Source organism: Microbacterium sp. A20, from assembly GCF_004794515.1.
Classification (GTDB): domain Bacteria; phylum Actinomycetota; class Actinomycetes; order Actinomycetales; family Microbacteriaceae; genus Microbacterium.
The window spans coordinates 123774-140037 of record NZ_SSDF01000084.1; the positions used below are offsets into that span (position 1 = coordinate 123774).

The following is a 16264-nucleotide window of genomic DNA, read 5'->3' on the forward strand; positions in this document are numbered from 1 at the left end:
TCCTCGGCTCGGGACTCGGCACGTCCATTCTCGCAGGGTGTTCGCCGGCGAGATGACGGGATGACGGATGCCGCCGCTTCTGCTCAGAACAGGGAGGTCGGCAGCGCCCCCTCGTGCTCCAGCAGCCAGCGCTTGGTCTCGAGCCCGCGACCTTCGTCGCCGCCCGAGTATCCGCCGAGGCCGTCGCCGGCCACGACCCGATGGCAGGGCACGATCAGCGGGACGGGGTTCGCCCCCATGATCGACCCGATGCCCCTGGCCGGGACGTCGGTGCCGCTGCGCGCGGCGAGGCCGCCGTACGTGATCGTCTCGCCATGCCCGACCGTCCCGTGCAGAGCCGTGAGCACTGCTCTGGTCGCCGCGGTCTGCACGCCGAGGTCGACGGGAACGTCGAATCGGCGCAGCGTGCCCGCGAAGTAGGCGGCCAGCTGCGCGAGCGCCTCCGCGAGCAGCGCATCGGACTGTGCGGTGGCGTCTTCGGGCGGAGCGGACCGCCACGTGACCCGGGTGATCGCCACGCCGTCGCTGACGATGCCGACGACACCGACCGGGGTCTCGAGCGTTCCGAAAGCGGACATGCGTCGAGGTTACCCGGGTGCTCCGACTTCGGGCTCGACACGAGCGGGCCGGACCGTCGCGCGCGGGGTGTGCGGGACGGCCCGGTCATCTCACCCGCGGGAGACGTGGCGCCAGAGCGCCGCCCAGTGCTCGGGGCGGAGATCGCGGGGAAGACGCCGGTCCTCGGCGCCGGCCGCCGCGACCGCCTGCCGACCCCGGGACAGGGGTGTGCGCGCCGCCGTGGCCACCACCGCAGCGAGGTTCGAGCCTCGGCCCGTGAACATCGCCCCCACGAACGCCTCGTACGCCCGGCGATCGGATACCGGGACGAGCGGTGAGCCGCGGCGGCTGATGGCGAGGACCCCGCCGTCGACGCTCGGCTGCGGCGAGAACCCCCATGCCGGGACGCGGCCCTCCAGAGAGAACTCGAACCAGGGCGCGGACTGCGCGGTCATCATCGTGCCGCCGCCGACGCCGGCCCGCTTGCGCGCCACCTCCCACTGCGTCAGCAGGACCGCGTGGTCCCACCCACGGCTCGAGAGCAACCGCCGCAGGATGGGCGTGGTCACATGAAACGGGATGTTGCCGACGACGACGTCCGCGTCGAGCGGATGGCGGGTCGCATCCGCGACCTCGATGCGCACGCCGGGCAGTGCCCTTCGGAGCCGATGCACCCGGTGCTCGTCGATGTCGATCGCCGCGAGGGGTCTGCCGAGGGTCGTGAGCGAGCGGGTGAGTGCGCCATCACCGCACCCGAGCTCGAGGATCGAGCCGGAGGTGCGCCCGACGAGGTCGGTGATGCGGGCGAGGGTCGGACGATGGGTGAGGAAGTTCTGGCCGAGTTCGTGACGGCCACCATGGATTGAACGAGGCATGAGTGCGCTCCAGAAGAAGAATCGGAGCACCTCGAAGGAGGGGAGGACGCGAAGAGGCGTCGGTGAGGACTGCCCGTCCCGAGGTGCGATGACATCTCGGTGGACGGCGCGCAGATGCGTGCGAAGAGCGAGCGCGCCGTCAGGCGCGGCGGTCGCGGAACACGAGGTTGCGCCCCATCACGGGCGCGGCGCATATTGTTCCCATGCCGGACAGCATATCGGCCATCAGATCCAGCCGCGATCCTCGGCGATGAGCACGGCCTGCTGCCGCGTGCCGACGGACAGCTTCCCGAGGATGACCGAGATGTGGTTGCGCACAGTCCCCGGGGCAAGAGAGAGCGCCCGGGCGATCTGCCCCGTTGTCTCGCCACGACGACCGGCGCGCAGCACGTCGAGTTCACGGTCTGTGAGCGGCGAGCGCTCGTCGCTCAGAGCGTCGGCGGCGATCTCGGGATCCACGTAGCGGGCGCCGGCGGCGACCCGGCGGATGACGGCGGCGACCTCGTCGGCGCCGCGGGACTTCGGCAGGAAGCCCGAGACCCCCGAGGCCAGAGCGCGACGGAGCACGCCCGGGCGCGCATGACGGGTGACGACCACGCACCGCGTCGCGATCGCCCTGTTCAGCTTCTCGGCGACCTGCACGCCGTCGAGGCCCGGCATCTCGAGGTCCAGCAGGCACACGTCCGGCTGCAGGCGCAGGGCTTCCGCGACGGCCTGCTCGCCGTCGGCACATTCGGCGATGACCTCGATGTCCTCCTCCAGCCGCAGCAGGGCGGCAAGGGCAGAGCGGATCATGCCTTCGTCATCGGCGAGCAGCACGCGGATCATCGAGCATCCTCCCCCTGCGTCGGCACGGCCACGACGACCACGAACTCGTCAGAGTCGCGCCGTACCTCGAGGGTGCCGTGCGCCTCCTCGATCCTGCGGCGCACACCCTCCAACCCGGAGCCGTCATGCTCGACCTCGGCCCCCGCGATCACATCGTTCGCGATCTCGTACCGCCAGGCATCGCCGGTTCGGGCCAGCAGGAGACGCGCATGGCGCCCGCCGCCGTGTCGCAGGACGTTCGTCGTCGTCTCCCTGATCACGGGGCCCAGAGCGGATGCCGGAGCCGAATCGGCATCCGCATCGATGACGGACTCCACGTCCAGCCCCGCCGCCGTCAGCAGGTCGCGGGCATTGGCGAGCTCGTCCCGCAGCGGCACCGAGCGGAAGCGGGTCGCGAGGTCCCTGGTGCCCTGGCGTGCCTCGTCGACGCTCACCCGCGCTGCGCGGAGCTGCTCCATCCCCGCGTCGGCGTCGGTCGGCAGCAGACGCTCCGCGAGTTCCAACTGCAGGGCGATGACCTGGAGGTGATGACCCTGCAGATCATGCACATCGGTGGCGACCCGCAGCCGTTCCTGCGTGGCGGCGAGCCTCGCCTCGGATGCGCGGGCGCGATCCAGCGTGATCAGCACGTCCCACCACCACAGCGAGGTCACGGTCATCACGGGCAGGAACACCGTGTAGACGACGGGAACCAGGAGCGGGATCTCGTCCGAGACGTCGAGCGTGGAATCGACGACGGCGACGGCGGCGAGGACGATCGTGGCGGCGATGACCACCTTGTACCGCACTCCGCGCTGCCAATTGAGCAGCACGAGCGACTGCACGATCGGCATCAGGGCGAGCTGCCAGCTGCCGACCACCGCTCCGGCGGCGACTCCGTAGACCACGGCGACGAGGAACGGCACGGCCAGACGCAGCCATCGCACGCCCGGCTCGGCGTCGAGTCGGTGCCGATAATCGGCCAGCAGCGGGAGCGTGGAAGCACTCCAGAGCAGTCCGCCCCCGCCGACGACCAGAGCGGAGAAGCCCTGACGGTCGATCGCGAGCGTCACGAGCGTCCACGCGGCCACCAGGGCGAGCTCGAACATGACCACGGCGCTCGCCGTGTACCACCACGTGGCCGTCACGCCACGGGACAGCTGTCGCGCCCCCGGACTCGGCTCGACGGGGGCGAGGGGCTCGGCGCGGCTGCTCACGCTCCCACGATAGGGCCGTGACAGTTGTCACGGATGCGTCATGCGATCCACCCGGGAAGCGGTGACGGCCCGACACTGCCGCGGTGACCGCCTGTCGAGTGGACTGGAGTCATCGCAGCGGAGACACCGCTGGCACCGACACCAGGGAGCACCCCATGAACCTCATCGAGACCTTCCAGAACCTGGTCGCCCAGGTTCCCGAGCTCGTGCAGCCGCTCATCGTCGCCCTCGCCGGCGCGATCCCCTTCATCGAGGGCGAGGGCGCGGTGAGCATCGGCATCATCGGCGGCATCCCGCCCGTGGTCGCCGCGATCGCCGCGATCGTGGGCAACTTCCTCTGCGTCCTGGTCGTGGTGCTGGTGAGTTCCGGAGCACGACAGGCCGTCGTGAATCGCTCGCGGGCCAGGGCGGTCGCACTCGCCGGCGGCGGCACGGCAGACGAGGTGCCGGCGGACACGGCCGATACCGGGCGCGGTACTGCGCGTCGGGAGAAGTTCCAGCGCGCGTTCGAGCGCTACGGCGTTCCCGGAGTCAGCCTGCTCGGCCCGCTCCTCCTGCCGACCCAGTTCACCGCGACGATGCTCGCAGCGTCCGGCATCGGCAAAGCCCGCATCCTCTTCTGGCAGGCGCTGGCGATCATCGGCTGGACGACCATCGTGGCCGTCATCGTCGGCAGCGCCGTGTACGCGATCCGCTGAGCTTCCTGAGGCGGGGGTGCGACGAGCCCGTCGCCCCCCCGCCTCATGTCCATCATTTCCTGAATTCATGATTTTCTGTACAGTGGGTTCGTGACCACCGCGCTCGCCTCCTCCCCCACGCACACGGCCGCCGTCGCCCGTCTCGGACACGCACTCTCCGATCCCACCCGCGCCGGCGTGCTGCTCGCGCTGAGAGAGTCCCCGCGCTATCCCGCCGACCTCGCCGAAGCGCTCGGCGTCTCACGCCAGGCCATGTCGAACCATCTCGCGTGTCTGCGCGGATGCGGCCTCGTCGAGAGCGTGCCCGACGGCCGCCGCAGCAGCTATCGTCTGGCGGACCGGCACCTCGCACCCGCGCTCGACATGCTCATGCGGGTGACACTCATCGTGGAGCCGGACTGCTGCTCCGGCGAAGGCTGCACCTGCTGATGACCGCCACACTCACCCTCACCCGCCGCGAGACCCTGCATCGCCGCATCCGCCTCATCGTCGGCATCACGATCGCCTACAACCTGATCGAGGCGGTCGTCGCGATCGCCGCGGGATCCGTCTCCTCCTCGGCGGCGCTCATCGGGTTCGGCCTGGACTCCACGATCGAGGTCCTGTCTGCGGCCGCTGTCGCCTGGCAGTTCACCCGCCGTGATCCGGAGCGCTGGGAGAAGCCGACCCTGCGCGTCATCGCGGTCTCCTTCTTCGCCCTCGCCGCCTACGTCACCGCGACCTCGGTGGCGGCGCTGGTCATGGCCGAGCGTCCGGAGCACAGCACCGTCGGCATCGTGCTCACCGCCGTCAGCGTCGCCGTCATGCCCTTCCTGTCGTTCGCCGAGCGCCGTGCGGGTCGCGAGCTCGGCTCCGCCACGGCCGTCGCCGACTCGAAGCAGACGCTCATCTGCACGTACCTCTCTACCGCGGTGCTGATCGGACTGGTCGCGAACTCGCTGCTCGGGTGGTGGTGGGCGGATGCCGTCGCCGGACTGGTCATCGCGGCCTTCGCCGTGCGCGAGGGCGTCGAGGCGTGGAAGGGCGATGCCTGCGCGACGTCGGTCGGCATGCTCCTCGAGGATGAGCACGACGAGCACCATCACTGAGCGGGGAGCATCCGCGCGGCCTAGGTTGGGGGAATGGATTCCGCCAACCTAGGCCGCGACCTGCTCGGACGCACGATGCTCGTCACCGGCGCGAACGCCGGGATCGGGTACTGGTGCGCGGAGCAGCTCGCCGCGCGGGGTGCGCGGGTGCTGCTCGGATGCCGCTCCCCCGAACGCGCGGCGACGGCGGTGACGGCGATCCGCACGCAGGTGCCGGACGCCGACCTCCGGATACTGCCCCTCGACCTCGGCTCCCTCGACAGCGTGCGCGGCGCTGCGACGGGAATCGGCGAACGGATCGACGCAGTGATCTGCAACGCCGGAGTCAAGGCGGCCGACCGCTCGGCCCGCACCAGCGACGGTCTCGACCTCATGGTCGGCACGAACTTCCTCGGACACTTCGCGCTCGCGGCGCAGCTCGAGCCCGCCCTCGCCCCGGACGCCCGCGTCGTCGCCGTCGGCTCGATCGCCCACCGTTTCGCGACGCTGGATCCGGCAGCCCTCGACGCCCCGTGGACCGGTTCCTCGCTCCGGCAGTACGGACGGTCGAAGGCCGCGCTGATGTCCTTCACCTTCGAGCTGTCCCGACGCTGGTCGGGCTCCTCCCGAATGGCTGTCTGCGCACATCCGGGCTATGCGGTCGACCCGCTCACCCCAGCGCGTCCGGGTCTCGCCGAAGTCTCGGGCTTCGTCCGCGCCCTTTCCGCGCCGACCCGCCTGCTCGTGCAGGGAAAGGACGGCGGCGCGCTGCCCGTCGTCCATGCGGCCACGGCCGCAGAGGTGAGGAACGGCGACTACTGGGGACCCGGCGGTCTGCTCGAGTTCCGTGGAGCACCGGCACGGGTGGCAGCGTCGGACGAGGTGCGCTCCGCGGAGATCGGGCCGGCGCTGTGGGCAGCGGCGGAGAGCATCACCGGGGTGCGCTTCCCGGCCTGATCCCCGCGCGAATGTCCGACCCCCGGGGCAGGATGCAGGCATGATCACGCTGCTGTCGGCTCCCTCGAACCTCGGCCTCCGTCCCCCCGAGCCGGGCAGCGTCCCCGGCGCTGCGAAGGCTCCGGAGGCACTGCGCGAAGCCGGGCTTTTCGCACGGTTCGCCGAGCTCGGCGCCACCGACTCCGGCGTCGTCCTGGCCGGCCGTTACGTCGACGACGACGCCACGAGAGCGTCGGGGCGCGTGCGCAACGAAAGCGCGAGCATCGACCATTCGCGGCGCCTGGCCGCACGCATCGGCGCCGCCTTCGACAGGGGCGAGGCGCCGCTCGTGATCGGAGGCGACTGCGCGATCCTGCTCGGTGCGGGTCTCGCGACCGTGCGCCGCGGCGGCATCGGACTGGTGCACGTCGACGGCCACACCGACTTCCGCCATCCCGGCAACAGCGACGAATGCGCGAGCGTGGCCGGAGAGGCTCTCGCCGCGGCGATCGGCAGACACTGGCCGGCCGTCGCCGACATCGACGGGCTCGGTCCCTCCTTCGCGGCCGAGCGCACCGCGCACATCGGCCACCGCGACGATGACGAAGACCTGCCGGAGGTGCGCGGCGCCCTGGGCGGTGTCTTCTCCTCCGCCGACGTCCTCTCCCGCGGCGCCGCCCATGTCGGGGCCGCGGCCGCCGCCGTGGCGGGCTCTGCATACTGGCTCCAGGTCGACGTCGACGTGCTCGATGCGGCGATCATGCCCGCCGTCGACAGCCCCGACCCCGGCGGGATCGGGCCGGCCGAGCTCACCGCGCTGCTGCGCGAACTCGCCCCGCACGCGGTCGGTGCCTCGATCACGGTCTTCGATCCCGACCTCGACCCCGACGGGCGCTACGCCCGCCTGCTGGTCGAGATCCTGGCTGAGGGCCTCCGCGACCTGGGTAGCCGCGTACCTCAGCCCTGACCGCCCGCCGACCGCGCGATCAGGCCTGGGGCTCCACGACCTGCGCGGGGGTGACTCGAACACGCGAGATCCGTCGACGATCCAGCTCCGCGACCTGGATCGTCGCGCCCGGCACCTCGACCGTGTCGCCGACGACGGCGAGTCGGCCCAGCTGCTCGGTCACGAACCCGGCGATCGTGTCGGACGAGCCGCGCGGCATGGCGAGCCCCGTCGCCTCCTCGAAGTCCTGCAGGTTGAGGCGCCCGTCGAGTCCGTCGTCGGCGGAGAAGAACACCTCGGCGTCGTATTCGTCGAAGATCTCGCCGACGACCTCCTCCACGAGGTCTTCCAGGGTGACCAGGCCGTCGGTGCCGCCGTATTCGTCGACGACGACGGCGATGTGGTGCCCCTCCGCGCGCATCCGGGTCAGGGTCGGCAGTACCCGGGCGGACGACGGGATGTAGGGGATCTCGCGCATGAGCGCGCTCAGCGGACGGGTCGGGTCGTCGGATGCGGCCTCGAACAGGTCGCGGACATGCACGAATCCGGTGATGTCGTCGATCGAGGTCTCCGAGACGGGGTAGCGCGAGTACGGAAGGTCTCGCACCTGGGCCAGCACCTCGCCGACTCTCGCCGCCTCGTCGAGGGCGACGACCTCGGGGCGCGGTCGCATGACCTCGCTGACCTGCCGGCCCCGCAAGGAGAGCACGTCGTCGAGGATCCGTCGCTCGTCGTCCGGCAGACCCTGATGGCTGGCCACGATGTCGCGCACCTCCTCGTCGGTCATCTCGTCGCTGGTCTTATGCGGGTCGCCGCCGAGCAGACGCACGAGGGCGTTCGTCGACACCGAGAGCAGCCAGATCACGGGACGCATGACCGTGGCGAAGCCGTTGAGGGCGGGCGCGACCGCGTAGGCGAACTGCGCGTTGCGCTGGATCGCGAGGCGCTTGGGCACGAGTTCTCCGAGCACCAGCGAGAGGTAGGCGATCACGAGCGTGAGCACGAGGGTCGCGATCGTGAGCGCGATCGCGGGGGCCAGACCCCACGACTCGAGCACAGGCGCCAGCGACGGCGCGATCGAGGTCGCACCGTACGCGGCCGAGGCGAACCCGGCCACGGTCACACCGATCTGCACGGCCGAGAGGAAGGTGTTGGGGTTGCGCGCGAGGTCCGCGACCTTCGCCCCTCGGCGTCCGCGTTGGCCGATCGCGTTGATCTGGCTCTCGCGCAGCGTGACCAGTGCCATCTCCGTGGCGGCGAAGACACCGCCGATGAGCACGAACGCGAAGACGAGGGCGATGTTCCAGAGCAGGTCGCCCATCAGCGGGCCGCCTCGTCTGTGGTGGGGTGAGCGCCCGGGATGAACCGGGCGCTCGTACTGTCAGAGTCCGAAGAGTCAGAACAGCGCTGCGCGCTCAAGAGTGCTCCTTCTGCGTGATGGTGGGGGTGGTGTCGGTGGAAGCGGTGACGGCGCCCGGCGTGCGACGGGTCTTGATGAGACTCGCCGCGGTGGCCACCGCGATGGTGGCGCCGATGAACAGCAGCGAGAACCAGATCGGGATTTCCGGCGCCCACTCGACGCCCTGGCCGCCGTTGATGAACGGCAGCTCGTTGACGTGCAGCGCGTGCAGGACGAGCTTGACGCCGATGAACCCGAGGATGACCGCGAGGCCCTGGGCCAGGTAGACGAGCCGCTCGAGCAGTCCGCCGATGAGGAAGTAGAGCTGGCGCAGACCCATGAGCGCGAAGGCGTTGGCGGTGAAGACGATGTACGCCTGGTCGGTGAGACCGTAGATGGCGGGGATCGAGTCGACGGCGAACACCAGGTCGATGAACCCGATCGCGATGATCGTCAACAGCATCGGCGTGACGAAGCGCTTGCCGTTCTTGACGACGGTCAGCCTGTCGCGGTTGTACTCGTCGCTGACGGGCAGGTGTCGGCGGACGAACGTCATGAAGCGGCCGTTCGCCGGGTTGCTCTCGTGGTTGCTGAACGCCTGACGGTAGGCGAGCACGAGCAGCAGAGCGCCGAACAGGTAGAAGATCCAGGAGAAGTTCTCGATGAGCGTCGCGCCGACGGCGATGAAGATGCCGCGCAGGATCAGCGCGATCACGATGCCGATCATCAGCACCTTCTGCTGATAGATCTTCGGCACCGCGAAGCCGGTCATCACGATGAGGAAGACGAACAGGTTGTCGATCGACAGCGCCTTCTCGGTCAGGTAGCCGGCGAAGTACTCGCCGCCGAACGTCCAGCCGGAGAAGATGCCGATGCCGACGCCGAACAGCAGGGCGAGGCTGATGTAGAAGATCGACCAGCGCGCCGATTCGGCGATCGTCGGTTCGTGAGGCGTGCGCACGTGCGCGAAGAACTCGTAGACGAAGAAGGCGATCGTGACCGCGATCGTGATGATCCAGATCAGGGGGGTGATATCCAAACGGGTACTCCAGACTCGGGGCGCGAAAGCGCCGCCAAAGTCTTCTCCATTCCTGAACAGGAACCGGTGGCCCGGGATGCGACGTGCATCCGTAATGACGACCCGACCGTATCGGAGTACTCCCCTTGGTTTCTCCAGGCTAAGAGACGACCCTTTGCGGTTCCTGTGGGTTCGCCTGGAACGGCGTGGCTCGGTCGAGTGGGGCTCCTCCGCGGGCGCGCCGGTTCAGCGCGCCCGCACAGGCCGCCGTCAGTTCAGAGTGAACGTGACCGTCGTCGTGTTGCCCGCAACGTCCCTGACCACCATCGTGTTCAGTCCGGCTACCGCACCGAACACCCCGGGCTTCAGGAAGTTCACGTCGGACCAATGGTTGTCGACGAGGTCCTTCATGACGCCGTTGATCGTGACGGACGCGACCTTGCCCGCGTCGAAGAGCTTGTAGCTCACCCGGTCGTACGCGCCGTCGGCACCCACCGTGAAGGAGGCGCCTTCCTTGATCGTCGCGGTCGGCGCGGTCGTGTCCCCGGGTGCTGCCGCCTGGCCCAGTGCGACCCGGTCGACGACCCAGAATGCGCTGTTGGTGCCGGTGTAGTGGAAGCGGAACTGCGCGGTGCGCGCCCCGGCCGGAACGTCGAACGCGAGCTGCTCGTTCGCGTTCGTGTTCGCGGTGTACGCCTTCAGCGACTGCGGCTGGCCGCCGTCGAAGCTCACGAGCACCTCTGCTGACTGCGGGCCGTCGATGAAGTAGTTCGTGGCGTACGACAGGGTCGCCGTCTTCGCGCCGGTGAGCGGGAATGCCGGGCTCACGAGCGTCGAGTCGAACGCCCCGGCGGAGTGCGCCTTGTCGTCCCACTCGTCGGAGTCGGCCACCGCGAAGACGTCGCGAGCACGCACCGAGGTCTCCCGACGTTGGCCGAGTTCGACATTCGTCCAGAAGTCGTCGGTCGCGAAGGACCAGCCGGACCACTCCTTCACACCACCCGCCGGCATGCGCGAGTTGTCGATGCTCCACCCCTCGGGCGCCGCATGGGTCCAGCCGAGCACGTCCGCCCCCGGGCGCGTCTCGTCGGCGCGCGTCTGCAGCGAAGGCCGCAGCGAGTCGAAGGCATCGGGTTTGAGCGACGGTACGGCCGTACCGTCGAGCTTCCACGTCGGGTCGGCGGCGATGCCGACCGCGGAGAGCACGGTAGGCGCGATATCGGAGATCTTCACATCGTGACGCACACCGGGCTCGATCCCGGGTCCTGCGGCGACCACGAACACCTCGCGCTCCGCCGGGCTGCTGCCGCCGTGTCCGCCCGTCGGGGTGTGGCCGTGGTCGGCAGTCACGACGACCAGCCATTCCTCGCCGTCCGGCCGGGCCTCGACGGCGGCGAGGATCTGCCCGAGCTCCCCGTCTGCCTTCGCCAGTGCGCGTCCGTATGCGGCGGCATTCGTTCCTCCGCTGTGGCCGGCACCGTCGACCTCGTCGAGGTGCACGAACACGTCGTCCGCCCCTGCGGCGATCGTCTCGACGGCCTTGGCCGTCGTGCCGACATCGCTGCCACCCTGGACACGCGAGTCCACGGCTGAACCGAACACCGTGGTCGCGATCGGAGCCCAGGTGGCGACGACGGCCGTGGAGCGCGCCGGTCGGGAAGCCTCGATGCGTGTGAGGTAGTCGGGGTACAGGTCGTATCGCGGCGAGGAGAAGTTGTTGTCGACCACGTTGTGCTTGTCGGGCCAGACACCCGTCGCGATGGTCGACCAGCCGGGCCCGGAGATGGTTCCGGCCATCGGCGTTCCGTACAGGTTGCTCGACGAGACCATGCCGCGCGCCATGAAAGCGTCGAGGTTCGGCATGTCCGCATCGTCGAGGAAGTCGAACGCAGCACCGTCGATGCCGACGACCAGCGTCTTGACGGGCGGGGCGTCGGCGGCAACAGCGGCGGGCACGACTGAGAGGGAGGACACGAGACAGGCGGCTGCAGTTGTCACGACAACCGCTCGCGTGCGGAACGAGGACATTTGATCTCCGAGACTGTGGGGTTCACCGGCATGGGGAGGTCCATGCCCGGAGCCCAGTCTCGAACGTCGATCGCCGGCGCTCGCCCTTTCAGACGAAGGTGTCAATACAAGTTGGCACGCCGTTCACTCACGTGTGCCGACGGAGGTACTCATCTTCGTGAACGCCCGGAGATGGCGGCGCTCTCGTGGGACCTCAGTCCTCGTCGATCCCGGGGAAGCCTGCGGCTTCCGCGCGGTCGATCGTGGCGAGGAGCACGTCGTCGAAAAGCGTGACGAGCACCGCACGGGTCTGGACCGCGTCGCGCGCATTCATCGCCTCACGGAGGGCGACCGCGAACGCCTCGATCTTGTCCCACTCGAATGCGTCCCGCGAGTGCTCGCCGAAGCGTCGGATCTGCGGCCCGAGCCGCTCGATGACGACTGCTCGTGCGGAGTTGCCCTCGATGCGAGCGAATCCGGTGGCGATGGCACGCAGAGCGACACCGAAGCCCGCGACGTCGCGGGACTTGACCGCCCTCGCCATGTCGTCCGCGAGGTCGGTGAGGTAAGCGACGTCGTCATCCTGGATCACGGGCATGACGTGGCGCACGGAGCCGATCCAGATGTCGCCGAAGAGGTCGACGGCGTTGCGGACACGATCGAGATCGATCGGCGCCACCCGCGTGTAGCGGTTGCGCTGCATCTCGACCAGGCCGTGATCGGCCAAGCGGTCGAGCGCGTGACGGATCGGCGTCTTCGACGTGCCCAGTCGCTCGGCGAGTTCGTAGTCCCGCAGACGCTCGCCCGGACGCAGCTCGCCGCTGATGATCGCGTCCTGCAAACGGGCGTACGCCTCGTCACTCATCGACCTGCGCTCGAGGGGTCCGCCTGAGAGTGCCAATTTCCTCCACTGAGCTTGCAGCGACGTAGAGCCTGAAGTTCTACCTACCATGCAATGTATCGCATCCAGAGCAATGTCCCGTGTAAAACCCTCGTTCGATTGTGCGCCGATAGCTGAGAGCGCACGCAGGTTCGCGGCGTAGCCTGACGCTGAACCCACCAGCGAGGGCCGCTTTCGACGACGACCGGGAATCGCTGAGGATCGGTTCGCACAACGGTGCCGCCGTCGAGGTCGGCGCCGGAGAAGAGGTCATCATGGACGGCATCCGTCCGACCATCCGCACTCGCCCGCGTGACAGCGCATCGCGTGCATCGAGCGCCTTCACCGAGTTGGCGCAGCAGGTCCGCAGTCGCGGGCTGCTGCGCCGTCGGTACGGCTACTACTGGACCAAGCTCATCGCCGCCCCCGTGCTCCTGGGCGCCTGTCTCCTCGCCTTCGTCTGGATCGGCGACACCTGGTGGCAGCTGTTCACGGCCGCCGTTCTGGCGATCGTGTTCACGCAGATCGCTTTCCTCGGGCACGATGCCGCGCACCGGCAGATCTTCGTGTCGGGTCGCTGGAACGACTGGATCAGCCTGATCCTCGGCGACCTCCTCGTCGGAATGAGCTACGGCTGGTGGCAGCACAAGCACACCCGCCACCACGCGAACCCGAACAAGCTGGGCTCCGATCCCGACATCGAACTCCCGGTGATCGCCGTCTCCGCCGAGGCCGCGGCCCGGCACCATGGCCCGGTCATCACCTGGCTGCGCGGACATCAGGGAGTGGCGTTCTTCCCGATCCTGCTCCTCGAGGGCCTGTCGCTGCACGCATCGAGCGTGCGGCGCATGTTCGCGCGCGGGCGGCTGGAACGCCGGTGGGCGGAGATCGCCTTCCTCAGCATCCGCATGATCGGCTACCTGGTGCTGGTGTTCATCGTGCTCTCCCCCGGCGTCGCGTTCGTCTTCCTCGCGGTGCAGCTGGGACTGTTCGGCTTCTACATGGGCATCGCCTTCGCCCCGAACCACAAGGGGATGCCGGTGGTGCCGAGGGAGATGACCCTCGACTTCCTCCGCCGGCAGGTGCTGATGAGTCGCAACGTCCGTGGGAGTCGCTTCCTCGACATCGCGATGGGCGGCCTCAACTATCAGGTCGAACACCACCTGTTCCCTTCGATGCCGCGTCCGCACCTGCGCCGCGCCTCGCCTCTGATCGCCGACTACTGCCGGGCCCACGGGGTGGCCTATACCCAGGTCGGCTTGTTCGCCTCGTACGCGATCGTCGTGCGCTACATCAACCGCGTCGGACTCGGCGAGCGCGACGTGTTCGCCTGCCCGCTCGCGGAGCAGCGGCTCACGATCGGGGTGCCGCTCCGATCCTGAGATTTCCGTGACCAAACCGTTGCATTCGTTATCTCGCCGTTATACAGTGATCACACGGTGAATGTTTGCTGTGGCATACACCGCATGTGATTGCAGGACACTCTTGGTGCAAGGGACAAGGGCCGGTCGGGAGCCTCTCCGACCGGCCCTTTACTGTTCCCACTATCCTGTGAGGATGACCGATCGCAAGCTCGCCCTGGAGGCCTGGGAGAGCCTGTTCCGCGCGCAGCACGAGCTGTTCACCGAGATGATGACGGACTTCGAGCACAGCGACCTGGCTCAGGCCGAGTACGACGTCCTGCTGACCGTGACCCGCTCCCCCGGCATGACCGCGCGGCTGCGAGACATCACCGCGAACATGCTGATCAGCCAGCCGAGCGTCTCGCGCCTGGTCGACCGTATGGTCACGCGCGGGCTCGTGGCGAAGTGCGCCGACCCCGACGACGGCCGCGGCGCCCTGATCCGCGCGACGGATGAAGGTGCACGGGCGTTCCGCTCGCTCGCCACCGTGCACGGACGCTCGATCGCCGACCGGATGTCGCGCCTCGACGACGACGAGCTGCGTGCGCTGCGTGACCTCGCGGAGAAGCTCCGCACCCGCTGACGCACTGCTACGACGCTCCGGCTCGTCCCCGTCGGGAGGAGATCTCGGCGTCGGGCGGAACTATTGCTGCGGAATCTCCCCCTCATCGCGAGTTCTCCGCCCATCAGGAGGCCGCGGGAACGACCCGCTTCCGTTTCTGGCAGGGTGGGGGCGTACGCCTGCACCGCCGCGGGCACGTCAGACCGCCCCCTCGGGGGGAACCAGGGAGGTCATCCATGGAGATCGCCGGAATCGTCGGCATCCTCGTCATCGTCGGTATCGCAGTCGTCGTCGCCGTCGTCCTGCTGCTCATCCTGCTGCTGTTCGCGCGCAGCTGGATCAAGGTCGCCCGAGCCGACGAGGCACTCGTCATCTCGGGGCGTAAGCAGAAGATCCAGCGCGCCGTCATCGCCGCCGACGGGACGACCAGTTCCGAGATGGCCGAATCGCCGGTCACCGTGATCGTGAACGGCAAGTCGCTGGTCAATCCGATCACGCAGCGCCACGAGATCATCTCCCTGCGCTCGCGCCAGGTCTCCCTCAACGCAGAAGCGCAGTCCCTCGACAGCGTGACGCTGAACGTCGACGGCGTCGCGATCGTGAAGATCGGCTCCGACCCCCTTTACGTCCGCCGTGCGGCCGAGCGCTTCGCCTCGCAGGACAAGGCGATCGAGCAGTTCACCACCGAGCAGCTCGAAGGCGCCCTCCGTGGAATCGTCGCCACGCTGTCGGTCGTCGAGCTGATGCGGGAGCGGAAGAAGTTCTCCGACCAGATCGCCGCCGATGTCTCGCAGGAGCTCGCGGAGCAGGGTCTGATCCTGGACTCCTTCCAGATCAAGGGCATCACCGACAAGGTCGGCTACATCCAGTCCCTCGGCGCCCCCGAGATCCAGGCGAAGCGTCAGGCAGCCGAGATCTCGCAGACCAACGCCGACCGCGCGATCAACCAGAAGAACATCGCCAACAAGGAAGCCAACCTGATCGAGCAGACCGCGCTCGACACCAACACGGCCAACTCCGACTCCGGCATCGGTCGCGCTCGCGCCGAGGCGGAGCAGGCGGAGGCCCTCGCCCGCGCCCAGGCCGAGCAGGCGGTTCTGCAGCAGCAGGCCGAGAACAAGCAGGCCCAGCTCGACGCCGACGTCAAGCGCGTCGCCGACGCGCAGCGGTATGAGGCCGAGACCCGCGCACAGGCCGAGCTCTACACGCGCGAGCGCGCCGCCGAGGCCGCCGCGATCGAGCAGGTGAAGCAGGCCGAGGCCCGCACCCGCATCGCCGAGCAGCAGGCTCAGGCCGACAAGGCCCGTGCCGATGGTGAAGCGGCCGCGGCGATCGCGAAGGCCAGCGGTGAGGCGAACGCCCTGCGCGCCCAGGCCGAGGCCGAGGCCGAGGCCCGCCGACTGCGTGCCAGCGCCGAAGCCGACGCCATCCGTGCCGAGGGTGATGCCCGTGCTGCCGCCCTCGAGGCAGAAGCCAAGGCCATCGCCTCGAACCAGGACGCCTTCCTCTCGCAGCGTGTGCTCGAGGTGCTGCCGTCGATCATGGCCGAGTTCTCGAAGGGCTATGCAGCGATCGGCAACGTGTCGATCATCGGCAGCTCCGGCGAGGACGGCGCCTCCAACGTCGTCGGCGCCGACAGCGCGAAGGCACTGCGCTCGGTGTTCGACAGCGTCCACTCGGCCACGGGGCTCGACCTCGCCGGCATCATCCAGGGGCAGGCCGTCGGCCGCGGCTTCGGGGCCGGAGTCGCGGAAGCCACGCCAGCGGCAACCGCGCCGCGCGTGTCGACGCCGACCACCCCACCGCCGCCCGCACCGCCGGCTCCCGCAGCGGAGTAGTCGCACCTTCACGACAGCGGATGCCGCGGCCGATCTCGGTCGCGGCATCCGCT

16 protein-coding genes are annotated in these 16264 nt (G+C 69.1%); 8 read left to right on the plus strand and 8 right to left on the minus strand.

What is annotated here, in order from left to right; genetic code table 11:
• Window positions 1-83: 83 nt before the first annotated feature.
• From DW298_RS13725 to DW298_RS13740, 4 genes are all read right to left on the minus strand, one after another.
• Window positions 84-578 (minus strand): methylated-DNA--[protein]-cysteine S-methyltransferase, encoded by a 495-nt coding sequence (locus DW298_RS13725; RefSeq protein ID WP_136043028.1) that lies wholly within the window; start codon window positions 576-578, stop codon window positions 84-86.
• Window positions 579-668: 90 nt separating this feature from the next.
• Entirely contained in the window at window positions 669-1433 is a 765-nt protein-coding gene (locus DW298_RS13730) for an rRNA adenine N(6)-methyltransferase family protein (protein WP_136043029.1), read from the minus strand.
• A gap of 225 nt (window positions 1434-1658) precedes the next feature.
• The gene (locus DW298_RS13735) at window positions 1659-2261 is read right to left on the minus strand and encodes a response regulator transcription factor (RefSeq protein ID WP_136043030.1); all 603 of its coding nucleotides are present in this window, start codon (window positions 2259-2261) and stop codon (window positions 1659-1661) included.
• Window positions 2258-3457, minus strand: a complete 1200-nt coding sequence (locus DW298_RS13740) for a histidine kinase (protein WP_240745134.1) — start codon at window positions 3455-3457, stop codon at window positions 2258-2260. Before DW298_RS13740 ends, DW298_RS13735 begins: the two co-directional genes overlap by 4 nt.
• Before the next feature lie 155 nt (window positions 3458-3612).
• On the opposite strand from DW298_RS13740, the gene DW298_RS13745 reads away from it, so the two are divergent.
• The 5 genes from DW298_RS13745 to DW298_RS13765 all read left to right on the plus strand — a co-directional run bounded on the left by DW298_RS13745 (window position 3613) and on the right by DW298_RS13765 (window position 7125).
• Window positions 3613-4155: a small multidrug efflux protein gene (locus DW298_RS13745; RefSeq protein ID WP_136043031.1), complete on the plus strand. Its 543-nt coding sequence runs from the start codon at window positions 3613-3615 to the stop codon at window positions 4153-4155.
• 90 nt (window positions 4156-4245) lie between these two features.
• The gene (locus DW298_RS13750) at window positions 4246-4584 is read left to right on the plus strand and encodes a metalloregulator ArsR/SmtB family transcription factor (RefSeq protein WP_136043032.1); all 339 of its coding nucleotides are present in this window, start codon (window positions 4246-4248) and stop codon (window positions 4582-4584) included.
• Window positions 4584-5243: a cation transporter gene (locus DW298_RS13755; RefSeq protein WP_136043033.1), complete on the plus strand. Its 660-nt coding sequence runs from the start codon at window positions 4584-4586 to the stop codon at window positions 5241-5243. Before DW298_RS13750 ends, DW298_RS13755 begins: the two co-directional genes overlap by 1 nt.
• Window positions 5244-5276: 33 nt before the next feature.
• Window positions 5277-6179, plus strand: a complete 903-nt coding sequence (locus DW298_RS13760) for an SDR family NAD(P)-dependent oxidoreductase (RefSeq protein WP_136043034.1) — start codon at window positions 5277-5279, stop codon at window positions 6177-6179.
• A gap of 40 nt (window positions 6180-6219) precedes the next feature.
• On the plus strand, window positions 6220-7125 hold the full coding sequence (locus DW298_RS13765) for an arginase family protein (RefSeq protein ID WP_136043035.1): 906 nt from the start codon (window positions 6220-6222) through the stop codon (window positions 7123-7125).
• 19 nt (window positions 7126-7144) lie between these two features.
• Here DW298_RS13765 and DW298_RS13770 read toward each other — a convergent pair whose 3' ends face one another.
• From DW298_RS13770 to DW298_RS13785, 4 genes are all read right to left on the minus strand, one after another.
• Window positions 7145-8425 carry a hemolysin family protein gene (locus DW298_RS13770; RefSeq protein ID WP_136043036.1) on the minus strand — a complete coding sequence of 427 codons (1281 nt, stop codon included), beginning with the start codon at window positions 8423-8425 and terminating at the stop codon, window positions 7145-7147.
• Window positions 8426-8519: 94 nt separating this feature from the next.
• Window positions 8520-9542, minus strand: a complete 1023-nt coding sequence (locus DW298_RS13775; RefSeq protein ID WP_136043037.1) for a TerC family protein — start codon at window positions 9540-9542, stop codon at window positions 8520-8522.
• Between the two features lie 249 nt (window positions 9543-9791).
• Complete coding sequence (locus DW298_RS13780) at window positions 9792-11477, minus strand: alkaline phosphatase family protein (RefSeq protein ID WP_240745135.1); 1686 nt, start codon at window positions 11475-11477, stop codon at window positions 9792-9794.
• 265 nt (window positions 11478-11742) lie between these two features.
• Entirely contained in the window at window positions 11743-12393 is a 651-nt protein-coding gene (locus tag DW298_RS13785; protein WP_136043039.1) for a GntR family transcriptional regulator, read from the minus strand.
• 290 nt (window positions 12394-12683) lie between these two features.
• Between DW298_RS13785 and DW298_RS13790 the strand changes: the two genes are divergently transcribed.
• From DW298_RS13790 to DW298_RS13800, 3 genes are all read left to right on the plus strand, one after another.
• Window positions 12684-13790, plus strand: a complete 1107-nt coding sequence (locus DW298_RS13790) for an acyl-CoA desaturase (protein WP_136043040.1) — start codon at window positions 12684-12686, stop codon at window positions 13788-13790.
• Window positions 13791-13965: 175 nt separating this feature from the next.
• Window positions 13966-14394 carry a MarR family transcriptional regulator gene (locus DW298_RS13795; RefSeq protein WP_136043041.1) on the plus strand — a complete coding sequence of 143 codons (429 nt, stop codon included), beginning with the start codon at window positions 13966-13968 and terminating at the stop codon, window positions 14392-14394.
• Between the two features lie 215 nt (window positions 14395-14609).
• A complete protein-coding gene (locus DW298_RS13800) occupies window positions 14610-16211 on the plus strand; it encodes a flotillin family protein (RefSeq protein ID WP_136043042.1) in 1602 nt (533 codons plus the stop codon).
• Window positions 16212-16264: the final 53 nt, after the last annotated feature.